A 15,857-nucleotide genomic window follows, 5' to 3' on the forward strand; every position below is an offset into this window, starting at 1 on the left:
GGCTACAGCAGGGAGAGCTGTTCGGCCGCCGGGGCGGCCGGCGCGGCGGGCAGCTGCCGGTTGTCGCCGGCCTCACCCCGGTGCAGCCCGTGCCGGCGGGCCGCCATCCGCACCCGCGCGGTCACCTCCCGCTGGTAGGCCTGCGGCGCGTACGCCCCGGCCTGGTAGAGCTGCCGGTAGCGGGGGACCAGGTGCGGGAACTCGCGGGCCAGCCAGCGCGCGTACCACTCGCGGGCGCCGGTGCGCAGGTGCAGCGGCAGCGGGGTGACGCTGGTGGCCCCGGACGCGGCGATCGCGGCCACCGTCGCGTCGATCGACTCGTCGCCGTCGCTGAGCCCCGGCAGGATCGGCGCCATGAGCACCCCGACGGAGAAGCCGGCGTCGGTGAGCCGGCGTACGGCGTCGAGGCGGCGACGTGGGCTCGGCGTGCCCGGCTCGACCGTCCGCCACAGCGCCTCGTCGACGAACCCCACCGAGTAGGACAACCCGACCCGGGTCACCTCGGCGGCCTGGCGCAGCAGCGGCAGGTCCCGCAGCAGCAGCGTGCCCTTGGTCAGGATCGAGAACGGGTTGGCGAAGTCGCGCAGCGCCGCGAGGATCTGCGGCATGAGCTCGTAGCGGCCCTCGGCCCGCTGGTAGCAGTCCACGTTGGTGCCCATGGCGATGTGCGCGCCGCGCCACTTCGGGGCGGCCAGCTCCCGGCGTACCAGCTCGCCCGCGTTGACCTTGACGATCACCTTCCGGTCGAAGTCCGCGCCGACGTCGAGGTCGAGGTAGGTGTGGGTGTTGCGGGCGAAGCAGTTGTGGCTGACCACCCCGTTGGCGATGAAGTCGCCCGTGCCGGTGGTGATGTCCCAGAGCGGAAGCTCCAGCCCGAGATCCTCGATGCTCGCCACCCGCAGCCGGGCCCGGCACTTGAGCGCCGTGCCCTCGATCGAACGCTTGCGGGTCACCGCCGGGTCGGTCAGGTGGAAGAAGCGCAACCGCTCCGGCAGGCCACCGGTCAGCCGGAGCTGGCGGGCCCGGTTGAGGTTGCCCGGGTCGTCGAGCACCCACCGGAAGCCGAACCGGTCCAGCGCGGCGGCCGCCCGGCGCAGGCTCTCGTCGTCGCGCACGTTGATCCGGAACACGCCCCGCCGGCAACTGCCGACGGCGTCGAAGGTGCCGGCCAGGAAGCCCAGCCACCAGTCGTCGGTCGGCTCGTCCTCGGGACGGATCAGCCCGGCGACCGCCTCGGCGTCGCCGGGGCGGGCGGTGCGGATCGGGGTGGTCGACCGGCGGCCGGCCCGGACCGGCGGGCCGGACACCCGACCCGTGCCGATGCCGGCGTCGGCCAGGAACCGCTCCGCGCGCTCCAGCGCCTCCTCGTCGGCGGTGGCCAGCCGGAAGCGGCTGCCCGGGTGGTCGGCGTCGCGCACCATGGCGCAGAGGTAGCCCCGCCGGTAGTCGGCCGAGCGCTTCGGGGCGGAGGCGAACCCGCCCGTGCCGAGCAGGTGGTTGCGGGTGGTCAGGTAGGGCCGCCGGCCGCCGCCCCGCATGCTGCCGGTCACGTGCTTCCAGCCGCGCTCGGTGAGGAACCGGTGGTCGCCGCTGGCGACCAGCGTGGTGCCGTCCTCCAGGGTCACCCGGTAGGCCCGCTTCACCGTCGACCACCTGGCGCGCACGGTGGTGACCACGTAGTGCCGGTAGGCGCCCCGCCGCTCGGTGCCGTAGATCCGGTCGCCGACCGCCAGCTCGCTGATCGGCTTCGTGCGGCCGTCGGCCATCAGGATCGGCGTGTCACCCGCCAGGCAGTAGACGCAGGCATGGGAGCAGCCCCGGTAGGGGTTGATCGTCCACTCGAACGGGACGCGGGACTGGCCCGGCACCCGGTTGATGATCGACTTGGCCCGCACCTCGTAGAAGGTCATGCCGGCGAAGCCGGGGGTGTCGAACGCGCGGGCGATCGCGCCGGGGAGCGCCAGCGGCAGGGGTGGAGCCGCCGGCGCTGCCCCGTCGGGAGTCCCCTCGTCCGGGGGAGCGGAGAGGTTGTCCCAGCGCATGTGCTTCATTCGAACACGCGTACGAAAGAAGCGCAAGTGACCCGCCGGACACCGGCCACCGGAGTGGGACCCACGGGGTGCAGGATGGAGGCATGGAGACGTCGACCTTCGTCTACGACGGCGACTGCGCGTTCTGCACCAAGTGCGCGCGGATCATCGAGCGCTGGATCCCGACCCGGGCCCGGGTGCTGCCCTGGCAGTTCGCCGACCTCGACGCGCTCGGCCTGACCGTCGCCGAGTGCGACGAGGCGGTGCAGTGGGTCGGCGCGGACGGCGTACGCGCCGCGGGCCCGGACGCCATCGCCCGGCTGCTCGGCGACAGCAACCCGCTCTGGCGGACCGCCGGAGCCGGTCTCCGGTTCCCTCCGGTACGCGCCGCCGCCTGGCCGGCGTACCGCTGGGTGGCCCGCAACCGCCACCGCCTGCCGGGCGGCACCGCGGCCTGCGCGGTCCCGTCCGCCGGGCGCAACTGAGGCCCCGGCCCGCCGGTCAGCCGGGCAGCCCCGTGCAGGCGGCGCCGTCGATGGTGCACGCCGTGGGCGTGGCGCTGATCGCCGCGCCGCTCACCCGGAACGTGACCCGGACGGTGCCGTGGCCCGGCACCCGGCCGGCGTCCCCCTCCGGCACGAAGGTCCACGTGGCGCCGTCCCGGCTGGCCCGGGCCCCGGTGACCGAGGTGACCCGGAGCGACTCGCGGGGCAGCACGACGACAAGGGTCCAGGCCGGCGCCGGCGCCGGGCCTGGGTTGCCGATCGTCACCGCGGCGCCGTAGCTCAGCAGGGCGTTCTCCTCGACGGCGAAGGCGGCGCCCAGCGGGACGGGTGGGGGCGGCGCCGGGGTGGTCGCCGTCGACGCACCGGTCGAGGGCAGCGCGGCCGGTGGGGCGGGTGCCCCGGGAGCGGCCGTGGTCACGGGCGGTGTGGCCGTCCGGGCGGTGGCGTCGCTCGGCTCGGGCTGCTCCTCCGGCGTCCCGGTCGCCACGGGGTCGGTCGCCGGCACGCTGCCGGCCGGCCCCACGGCCACCGGGGTGAGCCGCTCCGGCGTGCGCAGCACCGTGACGATCGAGTACGCCGTCGCGAGCAGCACCCCCAGCGAGGCGGCGATCGCCACGTACGCGAGCCGCGAGCCGTCCCGCCGGCCGACGACGGCGCGGCGCACGGCCCCCACCGCGGCGACGAGCCCGTCCAACAGGATGATCGGCAGGGTCCGCCGTGGCGGGGACGGTGGTGCCGGCACTGGGCCTTTCCCCCTTCAGGTCGTCCATCGGGCCGGAGTACGCGGTTCCCGGTTCCGGCGGTCACCACTCGTCACAGCGTGCGAAGGCCGTCGAGCAGCGCCTCAAGCAGTTCCCTCGTCGGCGCCCCGGACAGTGCCGGTGGTTCGTGCGTCTCGATCAGGCCGGCCTCCAGCAGATCGCCGAGCAGCACCCGGACGGTACCCAACGGCAACTCCAGGTCGGCAGCGACCTCCGCCACCGACAGTGGACGGTGGCACCGCTCGACTATCCGGGCCTGTTCGGGAAACAGCTGCGCGGACGTCGGCGCCACCCCCCGGGCCACCACGAGGGAGATCAGGTCGAGCTGGCCGTGGTCGGACGTGATCCGGCCGCGCGTCACCGTGTACGGCCGGGCCACCGGCCCGGCGTCCTCGTCGTACCACGCCTCGTCATGGTCTCCAGTGGTGCGCACCGCTGATCCCGCCTGTCACCGTCCGGGCCGGTTCGAGGTAGACGGGCAGGGCCCGCTCGGCCTGCGCCGCGAACAGCGCCACCTCGTACGCCATGTCGCCGACGTCGGCGTCGCCGCCCATCCGGACGGTGAGGATCGCTCCGCCCCGGGTGGTGGCGACGAACACGAACGAGCGCGACATCTGCACGACGACCTGCCGCAGCCCGCCGGCGACACACACCCGCCCGGCGGCCTGTCCCAATGCGTACAGCCCGCTGACCAGGCTGGAGACCTGCTCCGCGACGTGGTCCTCGACGTGCCGGGACCGGCCGAGCAGCAGCCCGTCGGGGGAGAGGACCACGGCGACCTCGGCCCCGGGGACCCGGTCGACCAGGCCGTCCAGGGCGGCGGCCAGGCTGTCGGTGGCGACCGCTGAATGTGTCATCTGGGTCCTCTCCCGCTGTTGCGGAGCGTTGTCTCGACGGTGTCGGGGACGGTGGCGTCGGGTGCGGGCCGGACCGCCCCGGACTGGCGGATCCGCGTGGGCAGCGGGCCGCCGGGGACCGTCGCGGCCGGCGGGGGCGTGGCCGGGGCCGGTCCGGCCACGGATGCGGTTCCGGTGACCAGGCCGTGGGGCAGCAGCACGACGGCGGCGGTCCCGCCGCGCGGTCCCGGACGCAGCGACACCCGGGCACCGCAGCGGGCGGCGAGCAGGGCGGCGACGTGCAGTCCGGCGCAGCCGGCGGGCGGGCTGTCCGGGGGCGGACGGTCCAGGAGTTCGTTCGCCTCGGCCAGCGCTGCGGCGTCCAGGCCGGGCCCGTCGTCGAGGACCACCACGGCGCAGCCCTGCGGCCCCGGCTCGCCGGCGACCCGGACGGTGGTGTGCTCCGGCGAACAGGCCAGCCCGTTCTCGATCAGCTCGGCCAGCAGGTGGACAACGTCGGTGACCGCGGAGCCGGCGAGCGTCCACGGCCAGTGCGGCGCGACCAGGACCCGCTGGTAGTCCGGCACCTCGGCGACCGCCCCGCGTACCACGTCGAGCAGCGGCACCGGCCGCCGCCAGCGGCGGGCCGGCGTCGCACCGGCGAGTATCACCAGCTTCTCCACGTTGCGCCGGATCCGGGTGGCGAGGTGGTCGAGCCGGAACAGGTCGGCCGTCTCCTCCGCCGTCCGCTCCCGCCGCTCCATGGCGCCCAGCAGGTCGAGCTGCTCGCGCAGGAGGGCCTGGTTGCGCCGGGTCAGCCGCAGGAACAGCTCGCCGGTGGCGGCCACCGTCGGTGTGGAACCGCCGTCGTCGCCGGTCCGGCGGGCGAGGTGGCCCGGGGTGCCCGCCCGGGGAACGGTCTCCGGGCGGTCCGGCCCGTCGGTCAGGCGGCGGACCGTGCGGGACCAGCCGACCAGCACGACGAGCACGGCGATGAGTCCGAGCCCCACCACCACGCCGGTCCGGGTGACCACCAGCGCGGCGGCCGGCGCGGCCCGCTCGACGCTGCCGCGGGCCGTGGTGGTCACCAGGTCCCGCAGCCCGCTCAGCGCCGGGTCGGCGGCCTCCCGCCAGCTCCGCGCGCTGATCCCGGTCGTGCCGCCGGTGCCCGCCGCCCGCAGCAGCCGGTCCTCCAGCCGCAGCAGGCCGGCGAACCGGGGGCCCTCCACCAGCCGCTGGTGCTGGTCCCGTGCGCCGGCCGGCAGTGCGGCGGCGGCCGCCGTCCGGGCGTACCGCTGGACGGTCACCAGCTCGGCCAGGTGGCGCCGGTCGTCGTCGCCGACCCCGCCGGCGGTCAGGACGGCGGTCACCAGGGTGTCCTCGCGGGCGAGCAGCTCGCGGGCCCGGGCCAGCGCGACGACGGCGCGGGTCTCACCGGCCAGCTCGTCCTCGCGCCCGCCCCACTCCGGGCCGTACACCGCGAAGGCGGCGTCCACCAGCCGGTCGTACGCGGCGACCGCGCTGGGCCGGTCGAGCCGGCCGCCGTCCACCTCGGACCGGAGCGTCGCCAGCCCGGTCAACTGCCGGACCAGCTCGTCGGCCCGGTCCCGCACCGCGCCCGCCGTGAGCAGGCGCGGGTCGTGGCCCTCGGTGAACGCGCGCACCGGGGCGACGGCGCCGTCCGTCCGGTCCCGCGCCCCGTCCAGGGCGTCCCGTGCCCGTCCGGCACCGGCGATCGTCTCGGCGGTCAGCCGGCGTTCGAGCTGAAGGTTGAGGATCAGCAGGTCGGTGGGCTGGCCGAGGGTGTCCGCCAGGGCCCGGACCCGTACGAGGTCGGCGGCGTCCCGGCCGGTCAGCACCGCCGCGTACGCCCAGAGGGTCAGCAGCACGGCGGCCAGCGCGCCGAGCTTCAGGCGTGTCCGTCGGTCACCGGTCCGCCCGGCCGGCCGGCTCACCGTGGTTCCCGTTCCGGCCACGGCTGCCGGCCGGCGCTCGACCGGTCCGCCACGACGGTGCGCAGCAGGGCCAGCAGCTCCGCCCGGTTGGCGCAGTCGAGCCGGGACCGCATCCGTGCCACGTGGTGCTCCACCGTCTTCGCCGAGATGAAGAGCCGGTCCCCGATCTCCCGGTAGGTCAACCCGGCCAGCACCAGCTCGGCCACCTCGTGCTCCCGGTCGCTGAGCCGGTACCGGGTGGGACCGGTGGCGGCGTCGGTCACCGGCGCGGAGCCGTCACCCGCGGCGTCGGTGCGGGCGGGCGGCCGGGCCTGGAGCACCCGGGCGCACTCCAGCAGGGTGGTCATCGCACGCCGGTCCGAGGTGCGGATGGCGGCCTGCCCGGCGAGGCGGGCGGCGTCCCAGCACAGCCCGGCGTCGTGCAGCCCACGGGCGGCGGCCTCCACCCGGACCGGGTCCACGACGCCGCGCAGCACCTCGACCCAGACCGTGGCGGCTCCGGCGGCCACGGCGGCGTAGCGGCTGTGGTCGGCGGCGGCGAGCAGGGCGGCGACGTGCGCGTCGGCGACCGCCGGCTCCTCGGTGAGGATGGCGGCGTGCAGCCCGGTCCAGTGCAGCGGCGCGCTCCACAGCACCGGGCCGCCGAGCCGGTCCAGCAGCAACCACGCCTCCCGCAGGTGGGGCTTCAGCCGGGCCAGGTCGCCCAGCCGGGCGCCGGCCACCGCGAGCTCGCCCAGCGGCAGCAGCGTGAACAGGTCCACCGGGTGCCGGACCACGGCCTCCAGCGCCGGGCCCCAACCGCGTTGTAGCCCCGCGACATCGCTGTTGCGTCGCGCGATGCCGAGGTGCAGCGCACTGGCCAGGAGCAGGTCGCGCGACTCCAGCGGCCGGCCGCCGGCGGTCACCGCGGCGAGGTGGTCGGCCGCGGCGGCGGTCTGGCCGCGGACCATCAGGATCCAGGCCTGCAGCAACCGGTGGCGGCGGGCCATCAGCGGTCCACCGATGCCGGTCGCCACGGCCCGCTCCAGCACGCCCTCGGCGATGTCCAGCTCGGCGCAGTGGACGGCCGTCAAGGCGGCGAGCGCGGCCGGGCTGTCCGGCAGGAGCACCCGCCGCCCGTCGGGCTCCAGCAGTGCGGTCGCCTGCACCAGCCGGGACAGGGCGCTGGTCGGCGGGGCGGTGATGCTCTCGCGTACCCCCTCGGCCATCAGCCGCGCGGCGCTGGCGTGCAGGGTCGGCGGCGCCCCGGCCGGATCGTCGGGAAGGTCGACCTCCGCGACCGGGCGGCCGAGGGCGAGCGCTCCGACGGCGGCGAACGCCGCGGACGGGGCGAGGCCGGACCACCGGTACAGCTCGACGCTGCGCTCCACCTGGCCCCGGTGCGCCAGCGCCGTCGCGGCCACCGTGGCCGCCTCCGCCCGCACGGGCGGCGGGGCCGTCGCGAGCAGGCGGTTCGCCAGCCGCAGCGCGTCCTCCAGGTCGCCGGCGAGCGCCGCCGCGACGGCCTGGCGGGCGCCGGTCGGCAGCCCTCGCGCGGCGGCCGCGGCGAACAGCTCGGCGGAGAGGGCCGGCTCACCGCCCAGCGCCTCCTCGGCCGCGGCCTCCAGGGCCGCCGCCGGGCAGTCGTCGAGGGCGCCGGCCGTGCGCAGCGACCGGACCAGGGGGAGGACCGCCGCACCACGACTCAGCTGCCCCTCGGTGAGGCGGCGCCAGATGGCGGTGCGTTCGGTGGCCGGGCTGAGCGCGACGACCGCCCGCCGCACGATCGGCGCGAGCCGGCCGTCGGCGCCGAGCAGGCCGGCCGCCCTGGTGTACGCCACCAGGTCGTCCACCGCGGCCGGCTCCCGGTCGAGCAGCGGGCCGAGCAGGTCGACGGGCAGCGGCAACCCCGCGGCGACGGCCAGCAGCAACCGCCGGACGTCCTGCGGCAGCTCCTCCAGGTCCGGCCCGAACGCGAGGACGGCCGGCCGCGGGGGCTCGGTCGGCAGGGCGTTCTGGTTCGCCGACCCGCGCAGCCCGACGGCCAGCCGCTCGACGTCCCGCGGCACCCCGCCGGTCTGCGCGTGCACGAACGCGGCCAGCTCGCCTGCCCGGCCGAGGTCGGGTACGCCGGCGAGGTAGTCGCGGGTCTGCTCGGCGGTGAACGGGTCGAGCACGACCTGCCGGCCGTCCCGCTTCAGCGCCTCGGCCAGCCCGGCCAGCGCCGCGGGCCGGGGCCACGGGCGGTAACCGATCAGCAGCCGGTGCCGACCGCCGGTCACCAGCCGGCGCAGCGTTTCGAGCCGCGCGTCGTCCAGCAGGTGCGCGTCGTCGACCAGCAGCACGGCCCCGGGGTCGACCGGGACGTCCGGGCTCGGGGCGCCCTCCCGCACCGTGCCACCGGCGTCCCGGTAAGTCCGCGCCAGCTCCCGGAGCAGGGCGGTCTTTCCGTGGCCGCCGGGGCCCGTCACGCCGACGGCGAGGGGGCGTCCGGGGTCCGCCACGACCGCCCCGAGCAGGGCGGTCGGCCCGGTGCCCAGCACGAGCCGGGCGTCGGTGACGGTACTCATGATCATGTGGGTCATCCTTCGCGGTCCCGGCCCCGGCCGCGGGCCAGCGCCAGGCGGGACGCCTTCGGCAGGTTCAGCGGGGTGATCCGCACCGGGGGGCGGGCCGGAGGCTCACCGTGGCGGGGCTGGTCGGGTTCGGTGTGCCGCCGCGCCGGAACGGCCGGTCCCGCGTCACCGGACGGTGCGGTGGCGGGGACCGGGGCCGGGCGGCGCGGCCGCGGTGACACCACCTGGCAGGCGGCCAGCGCCGCCCCGGTGGCGGCGGTCAGTTGAGGGTCCGGCTCCACCTCGACCGGGACGGGAAGCGCCGCGGTGAGCAGTTCGGTGACCAGCGGGATCCGGGCCGAGCCGCCGGCCAGGAGGACGCCGTCGAGCTGCGCCGGCGTCAGGCCGGCGGAGTGCACGGTCTGCGCCAGCAGGTCGACGGTGGCGCGGACCGCGGGACGGATCAGGTCCTCGAACTGCGCCCGGGTCACCGGCACCCGGACCGGGCCGCTCGGCAGGGTGAGCATGACGTCGGCCTCCGTACCGATGGTCAGCTCGCGCTTGACGCGGTCGCACTCGGCCAGCAGCCCGTGCGGGGTCGGGTACGCCTCCCCGCCGGTCGGACCGGCGAACTCCCGGCCGAGCGCGGCGCGTACGTGCTCGGCGAGCGCCTCGTCGAAGTCGGTGCCGCCGAGCGCCTCCAGGCCCTGCGGCAGGCCGAACGTCTCGTACCTGCCCCGCGCGTTCCGGCGGACCAGCGCCGCCTCGAACGAGTTGCCGCCCAGGGCGTAGACCGCGGCCGTGGTGCCCGGGAAGCCCCGCGCGGCATGGCTCTCGGCCACCGTGACCGTGCGCGGGAGCAGCGTGACGTTCCGCAGGTCGACGGCCCACAGTGCCCGGTGCAGCAGGTCACGCCGGTGCGGGCCCCACCCGGCGGGGTGGCTCAGCACGACGGCTTCGGCGAACGCGGCCTCGTATGCGGAGACCCGGTGCACCACCCAGGCCGCCAGCTCGGCGACCAGCGTTTCCGGCGGGCAGGGCTCGCCGCCGAGCAGGAGGGGCACGTCGTCGCCGACGCGCCGGACGAAATCGCGGGTGGTGCCGCTGCGGTCCTCGGTCGCCGGCTCGCCCACCCGCAGCGACCCGTCCGGCGCCAGGTGCAGCACCGACGGCACCGCGGCCGACCGGTCACCCAGCGCGACGACTTCGGGGCGCGCCCAGGACCCGCCCCGCCGCCTCGCGACGGCGGCGGCCGTGCCGGTGTTCCCGATGTCCAACCCCAGGACGTACGGCATGTGTTTCTTCCTCCACCGCGAGTGGCCTGGGGACGGTGTCGGCACCGTGGCGACCCACCCCCGGCGAACCCCGTGGGCTCCTACGTTCGTACCAGAGATCGCCTCCGACCCGGTACCCTAACTCCGGCCGGCCCGCCTCCCCCTGCCCCCCTAACGCACGAGGGGGCGAGGGCCCCTAATCGGCGGGGGCCGGTTGCGGGTCGCGCCCCGATGACGACCGGTGACCCCCGGCCCTAGCGTCACTGTCGCGGCACGACGGTGCTGACGCTACGTTCGAGGAGAAGCCCCCATGGATTCGCACCAGACCCTGCACGACTTCGTGCTCAACCTGCTCACCGACCCCGACGCGCGGTCGGCCTTCGACCTCGACCCGGAGGGCGCGCTGCAGGCCGCGGGGCTCACCGACGTCACCGCCGCCGACGTGCAGGACGTCGTGCCGCTGGTGGTCGACTACGCCCCCGGCGCGGCGGGGCTCGCCCCGGTGGCCCCGGTGGTCGGGCAGCTCGGGCTCGACCCGCTCACGAGCGACGTCACCGACGTGGTCGGCCAGGTCCAGGCGGTGCCGCACCAGATCGGCGTGAGCAGCTCGCACAGCGGTGTGGACGTGTCGGCCGGCGCGCTGGGCGCCATCGCGGTCGACCCGGCCGGCCTGTACGCCGGGGCGGCCCTGGTCCCGGGCATCGGCCTGGGTGTCGGGCCGGGCGGGCTGGGCACCGACCTGACCGCGGTGCACGACGTGGCGGACACCCTCGACTCCGACGTGGTGGGCACGGTGAACACCGCCGTCGACCCGGTCGTCGGGGACGTCACCGGGGCGGTCGGCGACCCGCTCGGCGCCACGGCCGGCACCGACCTGCTGCACGACGGCGGCGTGCTCGGCGGCGACCTGGGTGTCCTGTCCGGCACGCAGGCCCAGGTCCACGGTGTGGTCGGTTCGCTCGGCGTCGACCAGACGCTGGGCGGGCTCGGCCTGGGCGACGGCAGCGGTGTGGTCCCGCCGGTGCACGTGCCGGCCACCGTGGACGGTGTGACGCACCAGGTGGACAGCACGCTCTCCGGCGTGACCGGCACGGTGAGCGGCGTGACGGGCACCGTCGGCGGTCTGACCGGCGGGCTCACCGGGGATGCCGGGGCGCACGGCGCCGGGGTCCACGGCGACGTGCACGCCTCGTCCGACGGCGGCCTGCTGGGCGGGCTGCTCTGACGGAGGGTTCAGGCAGGGAGCGGGAGGCCCGATCCGGCCTTCCGCTCCTCTTCCGTTCAGGACCCTCTTGATAATTGAGCCGAAATCAGCACACTTGGTGCGTGATCGCGGGGATCTGGCTGGATGTGCTCGATGAGATCGCCCGTACGTGCGGCGCACACGGGCGAGGCGACCTGCTTCAGACGGTGCGGCAGAAGCGGGTGCAACTGCTGGACCCCAGGCTGCGCGTCCTGGTCATCGGCGAGTCGCAGCAGGGCAAGAGCCAGCTGATCAACGCCATCGTCAACGCGCCGGCCTGCCCGGTCGGTGACGGCCGCACCACCGTGCTGCCGACCGTGGTGCAGCACGCGGAGGTCCCGTCCGCCGCCCTGGTCCAGACGCCACCTCCCACCCCGGGCCGGGCCGCCGGCGCGGTGCTCCCGGTGACCGGTGAGCGGACCCTGGTGCCGCTGGACCAGGTCGCCGCCGGGGTCGCCGGCACGTTCGGCCGCCGGCCGGGCGGCGGGCCCGCGTACGTCGAGATCGGACTGCCGCGCGCGCTGCTCGGCTCCGGGCTGGTGCTGGTGGACACGCCGGGCACCGAGGAGGCGGCCGCACTGGGCGCGGCCGGCCCGGCCGCGGCGCCGGCGTGGGCGGACACCGTGCTGCTCGTCTCCGACTCCACCCGGGAACTCTCGGCCGGCGAGCTGACCATGCTGCTGCACGTCGCGCGGTCGCACCCGAACGTGGTGCTGGTGCAGACCAAGACGGATCTCGTGCCGGACTGGCGCGCGGTCGCCGAGCGCAACCGGCAGCACCTCGCCGAGGCCGGCGTGCCGGCGCCGGTCATCCCGGTCTCGGCGGCCCTGCGGCTGCGCGCGGCCGTCGGGGACGACCGGGAGCTGAACGCCGAGTCCGGCTTTCCCGTGCTGATCGGCCGGTTGCAGCGGGACCTCGCCGGCAAGTCCGACCGCCTGGCCCGGGCCGCGGTCGGCGCGATCGCCCGGAGCGTGGTGGAACAGCTGGCCGCGCCGCTGCGCGCCGAGCTGGAGAGCCAGGAGGTCGAGGAGCAGTCCGGCCCCATCTCCCGGCTGCACGCGGCGCAGCGCGAGGTCGACGAGCTGCGCCGCTGCTCCACGAGGTGGCAGAACACGCTCGCCGACGAGATGGCCGACCTGCTGTCCGACATCGAGTACGACCTGCGCGACCGCACCCGGCAGATCCTGCGCGAGGTCGACGACGCGTTCGACAGCGCCGACCCGCTGGTCAGCTGGGACACGTTCCAGGAGTGGCTGGAACGCAGCCTGTCGGAGTCGGCCGAGGCCAACCACGAGTGGCTGGTGCGGCGCTGCGACTGGGCCGCGCGGCGGGTGGCCGACAACTTCGCCCGGTACGGCGGCGACGTGCTGCCCCCCTGGTCGATGACGACGCCCCCGGACCTCGGCGACGGCCTGCCCGAGCTGGAACGGCCCGCCGTCGACCGGTTCACCACCAGCCAGAAGCTGATCAGCGGCATGCGGGGTTCGTACGGTGGCCTGTTGATGGTCGGGCTGGCGACGACGCTGGCCGGCATGCCCATGATCAACCCGCTGTCGGTCGGTGTCGGCGCGCTGTTCGGCGGGAAGAGCATCCGCGACGAGAGCAAGCAGCTGCTCCGCCGCCGGCAGGCGGTGGTCAAGACGGCGATCCAGCGGCACGTGGACGACTTCTTCGTCCGGGTCACCAAGGACCGCCGGGACGCCGTCCGGCAGGTGCAGCGGATGCTGCGGGACCACTTCACGGCGCTGACCGAGGAACTCCAGGAGGCCATCATCCGGTCGTTCCGCAGCGCCAAGCAGGCCGCCGACACCGACGCGGCCGTCCGCGACCAGCGGCAGCGGGAGATCCGGTTGAAGATGACCCGGCTGGCCGGGCTCTTCGAGCAGGCCCAGCAGTTGACCGGCGCGCGACCCGCCCCGGCGCCGCTGGAGCCCCGGCCATGACGGTCGGGCTGCGGCTGGACGAGGCGGTCTGGGGACTGCTGCACCAGGCGCTCCAGCACTACCGGGACGACCCCCGGGCGACGGACCACCTGCGGCACCAGTTGGCGCGGCTGGAGCAGCCGCTGCGGATCGCGATCGCCGGCCCGTGGCGGTCCGGCAAGTCGACCCTGCTGAACGCGATCATGGGCGAGGAGGTCGCGCCGGTCGACGGGGTGGACGGCAGCACCGTCTTCACCTGGTACGAGGACGGGCCGCAGCCGAGCGCCACCGCGTACGCGAACGGCCAGCCGCCGCAGGAGCTGGCGATCGCCAAGTCGGCGACCGGCATGCGGGTGGACCTCGTCGGCTGGCGGGCGGGCGAGCTGCGCGACATCGTGGTGCAGTGGCCGACCCGGACGCTGCGTCAGGTCACCCTCATCGACACCCCGGCCACCGGTCGCGACGAGCAGGGCCGGGCGCCGGTGATGGAGCGGGTGCTGCGGGACGCGGACGCGGTGCTGTACCTGACCCGCGACGGCCGCGACAGTGACCTGCGGGTGCTGGAGACCAGCCGGGAGAGCGCGGTCGGGCAGGCCGCCGCGGTGCACGTGATCATGGTGCTGTCCCGGGTGGACGAGACCGGCGGTGGGCGGATCGACGGCCTGCTCACCGCCCGCCGGCTCGCCCGCCGCCAGCACCGGGACCCACGGGTGAACGAACTCAGCGTGCACGTCGTCCCGTGCAGCGGCCTGCTCGGCCTGGCCGGCCGGATTCTCAGCGAGTCGGACTACGCCGTGCTCGCGGCGCTGGCCCGGGTGCCCCGGCCGGAGCTGGAGACGCACCTGCTCTCGGCCGATCGGTTCCTCCGCGGCGACCTGCCCGTCCGGCTCGACACCGGGGTGCGCGCCGCGCTGCTGGACCGGCTCGGGCTCTTCGGGATCCGGCTGGCGACCACGCTGATCCGCACCGGGTGCGACAGCCGGGCGAAGCTCTCCGCCGAGCTGATCCGGCGCAGCGGCCTGACCGAGCTGCGCGAGTCGATGGCCCGCTTCCTCGTCGACCGGCGGGACACGCTCAAGGCGCGCTCGGCGCTGGCGGCCGTCGAGGCGCTGCTGCGGGCCGAGCCCGGCCGGGGCACGGAGGAACTGCTCGGCCGGGTCGAGCAGATCCTCGTCGGGGCGCACGAGTTCCGCGAGCTGCGCCTGCTCGCCGCGCTGCGGACCACCAAGCTCGGCTTCGACGCCGAGCTGGCCGCGGAGGCGGCGCGGCTGGTCGGCGGCGACGGCGTCGGCCTGGCGGCCCGGCTCGGCGTGGAGCACGACGCGACGGTGCACCGGCTCTGGGACGTCGCCTCGGAGGCCCAGTGGCGGTGGCGGAACCGCGCGGAGGATCCGCTGCTACGCCTGGCCCAGCGGCGCGGCGCCCAGGTCGTCGTCCGCAGCTGCGAGGGGATGCTCGCCGAGCTGGCCGAGGGGGGCCGGTGACCGGCGCCGGCGGAGCCACGCGATCGGGCGGACCTTCTCCAGCGGCAGGAAGCTGGTCATGGCCACCAGGTGCGGCGCGAACGAGATGGTGATCGTCGCGATGGTCACCAGGTGGAACGAGTAGAAGAAGCCGACCATGGCCAGCCGCCACCGCTCGGGCAGCAGGAAGACGAGCGGGCTGAGCAGCTCGAAGGCCAGGATGCCGAACTGGGCGACGATCAGCAGGTGCGGCACCTGGGCGATCACGTCCGCGAGGTCGGTGCCGCGCCGGATGATCGCGCGGGCCAGCACCGAGCCGGTGGCCCAGTCCAGGCCGCCGAAGCGGAACTTCGCCCAGGCGGCCAGGAAGTAGGTGCAGATGACCGCGATCTGGGTGACCCGCAGCGCCCAGCCGCCCGCCTCGGTGCGGGTGGGATCGCCGTGCCGGGCCCGCCCGGCGGTGGGCAGCACGGCCAGCGCGACGAGCAGCCCGACCCGGTCATGGTCGACCTTGCCGTAGCTCATCGCGACGATCATCCACTCGAAGTAGAGGGCGAAGACCGTCCAGCCGAGCAGCCGGGGCGCCCGGCCGGTGGCGGCGAGCAGCGAGACCGCCAGCAGCACCCAGAAGATCACGCCGACCAGGGCCGGGGTGGGGGTGGGCAGCGGGAGCAGCCGGCCGATCAGCAGCGGCTGGTAGAGGTCGCCGGGCACGTCGACCCGGGTGCGTACCCAGGGGGTGAAGACCACCAGGTCGGCGGCGACGAAGAGGTAGACGAGGGTGCGGAAGGCGGCCACCCGGCCGCGCGGGACCGCCTCGGTGAGCCAGCCGGTCACGGGACGGTCTCCCAGCGTACGGCGGTGCGGTCGGTCCAGCGGCCGGTCGGCCGGCCGCCCTGGATGTCGTACCAGCGGACCACGATGCGCACCTCGGCCAGCGCGGGGGCGGCCGGGTGGCGCTCGGCGTACGCCTCGGCGACCCGGCGCAGGAGGCTCGGGTCGGCGGCGTACCGGTCCTGCTGGCCCTCGATCTCGGCGCGCCGGATGCCGGTGGCGTCCTGGCCGAGCGGCACCACGGCCCCGCTGCGGTCGACGCCCTCGACGCGGGTGTCGGGGGCGGGCGCGTCGGGCGGGTCCGAGGTCGAGTACATCCGGAACGGCCCGAACGGGAAGTCGTCGTCGGTGCCGCGCACGGTGCCGAGAAGGAGCAGCGCCAGCCCGAGCAGAGTGGCGCCCAGCCGGACGGCACGCCCGCGGGTGGTCAAGGTCTCCATCGGCTGGTGACGATACGGGATGAACATGGCCGGAAGACGTCGTACCGTCGTCCATTCCT

The 15,857-nt window shown here is 75.9% G+C and carries 13 protein-coding genes; 4 read left to right on the top strand and 9 right to left on the bottom strand.

Annotation, left to right across the window (positions count from 1 at the left end):
• Positions 1–2: 2 nt before the first annotated feature.
• Positions 3–2,051 (bottom strand): intein-containing Rv2578c family radical SAM protein, encoded by a 2,049-nt coding sequence (locus tag ABZ452_RS09330; protein ID WP_357940647.1) that lies wholly within the window; start codon positions 2,049–2,051, stop codon positions 3–5.
• Positions 2,052–2,134: 83 nt separating this feature from the next.
• Here ABZ452_RS09330 and ABZ452_RS09335 point away from each other — a divergent pair, with 83 nt between their 5' ends.
• Entirely contained in the window at positions 2,135–2,515 is a 381-nt protein-coding gene (locus ABZ452_RS09335) for a DCC1-like thiol-disulfide oxidoreductase family protein (RefSeq protein WP_357940649.1), read from the top strand.
• A 16-nt stretch (positions 2,516–2,531) separates the two neighbouring features.
• Here the strand turns inward: ABZ452_RS09335 and ABZ452_RS09340 are convergent, their stop codons facing one another.
• The 6 genes from ABZ452_RS09340 to ABZ452_RS09365 form a co-directional block, all read right to left on the bottom strand.
• The gene (locus ABZ452_RS09340; RefSeq protein WP_357940651.1) at positions 2,532–3,278 is read right to left on the bottom strand and encodes a cellulose binding domain-containing protein; all 747 of its coding nucleotides are present in this window, start codon (positions 3,276–3,278) and stop codon (positions 2,532–2,534) included.
• 71 nt (positions 3,279–3,349) lie between these two features.
• Positions 3,350–3,730, bottom strand: coding sequence for a DUF742 domain-containing protein (locus tag ABZ452_RS09345; RefSeq protein ID WP_357940653.1), 381 nt, complete (start codon positions 3,728–3,730; stop codon positions 3,350–3,352).
• The gene (locus tag ABZ452_RS09350) at positions 3,708–4,154 is read right to left on the bottom strand and encodes a roadblock/LC7 domain-containing protein (RefSeq protein ID WP_357940655.1); all 447 of its coding nucleotides are present in this window, start codon (positions 4,152–4,154) and stop codon (positions 3,708–3,710) included. The genes ABZ452_RS09345 and ABZ452_RS09350 overlap by 23 nt, the downstream gene beginning before the upstream one ends.
• Positions 4,151–6,088 (bottom strand): ATP-binding protein, encoded by a 1,938-nt coding sequence (locus ABZ452_RS09355; RefSeq protein WP_357940657.1) that lies wholly within the window; start codon positions 6,086–6,088, stop codon positions 4,151–4,153. Before ABZ452_RS09355 ends, ABZ452_RS09350 begins: the two co-directional genes overlap by 4 nt.
• The gene (locus tag ABZ452_RS09360) at positions 6,085–8,643 is read right to left on the bottom strand and encodes a LuxR C-terminal-related transcriptional regulator (protein ID WP_357940659.1); all 2,559 of its coding nucleotides are present in this window, start codon (positions 8,641–8,643) and stop codon (positions 6,085–6,087) included. The genes ABZ452_RS09355 and ABZ452_RS09360 overlap by 4 nt, the downstream gene beginning before the upstream one ends.
• Before the next feature lie 5 nt (positions 8,644–8,648).
• Positions 8,649–9,917, bottom strand: a complete 1,269-nt coding sequence (locus ABZ452_RS09365) for an Hsp70 family protein (protein ID WP_357940661.1) — start codon at positions 9,915–9,917, stop codon at positions 8,649–8,651.
• A 289-nt stretch (positions 9,918–10,206) separates the two neighbouring features.
• On the opposite strand from ABZ452_RS09365, the gene ABZ452_RS09370 reads away from it, so the two are divergent.
• The 3 genes from ABZ452_RS09370 (at position 10,207) to ABZ452_RS09380 (ending at position 14,545) form a co-directional block, all read left to right on the top strand.
• On the top strand, positions 10,207–11,121 hold the full coding sequence (locus ABZ452_RS09370; RefSeq protein ID WP_357940663.1) for an IniB N-terminal domain-containing protein: 915 nt from the start codon (positions 10,207–10,209) through the stop codon (positions 11,119–11,121).
• Between the two features lie 101 nt (positions 11,122–11,222).
• Complete coding sequence (locus ABZ452_RS09375; RefSeq protein WP_357940665.1) at positions 11,223–13,082, top strand: dynamin family protein; 1,860 nt, start codon at positions 11,223–11,225, stop codon at positions 13,080–13,082.
• Positions 13,079–14,545: a dynamin family protein gene (locus ABZ452_RS09380; protein ID WP_357940667.1), complete on the top strand. Its 1,467-nt coding sequence runs from the start codon at positions 13,079–13,081 to the stop codon at positions 14,543–14,545. Before ABZ452_RS09375 ends, ABZ452_RS09380 begins: the two co-directional genes overlap by 4 nt.
• On the opposite strand, the gene ABZ452_RS09385 is transcribed toward ABZ452_RS09380, so the two are convergent.
• The gene (locus ABZ452_RS09385) at positions 14,459–15,361 is read right to left on the bottom strand and encodes an MFS transporter permease (protein ID WP_357940669.1); all 903 of its coding nucleotides are present in this window, start codon (positions 15,359–15,361) and stop codon (positions 14,459–14,461) included. The two genes, ABZ452_RS09380 and ABZ452_RS09385, sit on opposite strands and share 87 nt — an antisense overlap.
• Positions 15,358–15,798: a hypothetical protein gene (locus tag ABZ452_RS09390; protein ID WP_357940671.1), complete on the bottom strand. Its 441-nt coding sequence runs from the start codon at positions 15,796–15,798 to the stop codon at positions 15,358–15,360. Before ABZ452_RS09390 ends, ABZ452_RS09385 begins: the two co-directional genes overlap by 4 nt.
• Positions 15,799–15,857 lie beyond the last annotated feature (59 nt).

It is taken from the genome of Micromonospora sp. NPDC005707, from assembly GCF_040631005.1.
Classification (GTDB): domain Bacteria; phylum Actinomycetota; class Actinomycetes; order Mycobacteriales; family Micromonosporaceae; genus Micromonospora.

Excerpts from the sequence above, each read along its gene's own strand:
- ABZ452_RS09330 (WP_357940647.1), bottom strand. The coding sequence starts at position 2,051 with ATGAAGCACATGCGCTGGGACAACCTCTCCGCTCCCCCGGACGAGGGG.
- ABZ452_RS09335 (WP_357940649.1), top strand. The coding sequence starts at position 2,135 with ATGGAGACGTCGACCTTCGTCTACGACGGCGACTGCGCGTTCTGCACC.
- ABZ452_RS09350 (WP_357940655.1), bottom strand. The coding sequence starts at position 4,154 with ATGACACATTCAGCGGTCGCCACCGACAGCCTGGCCGCCGCCCTGGAC.
- ABZ452_RS09360 (WP_357940659.1), bottom strand. The coding sequence starts at position 8,643 with ATGATCATGAGTACCGTCACCGACGCCCGGCTCGTGCTGGGCACCGGG.
- ABZ452_RS09365 (WP_357940661.1), bottom strand. The coding sequence starts at position 9,917 with ATGCCGTACGTCCTGGGGTTGGACATCGGGAACACCGGCACGGCCGCC.
- ABZ452_RS09370 (WP_357940663.1), top strand. The coding sequence starts at position 10,207 with ATGGATTCGCACCAGACCCTGCACGACTTCGTGCTCAACCTGCTCACC.
- ABZ452_RS09380 (WP_357940667.1), top strand. The coding sequence starts at position 13,079 with ATGACGGTCGGGCTGCGGCTGGACGAGGCGGTCTGGGGACTGCTGCAC.
- ABZ452_RS09390 (WP_357940671.1), bottom strand. The coding sequence starts at position 15,798 with ATGGAGACCTTGACCACCCGCGGGCGTGCCGTCCGGCTGGGCGCCACT.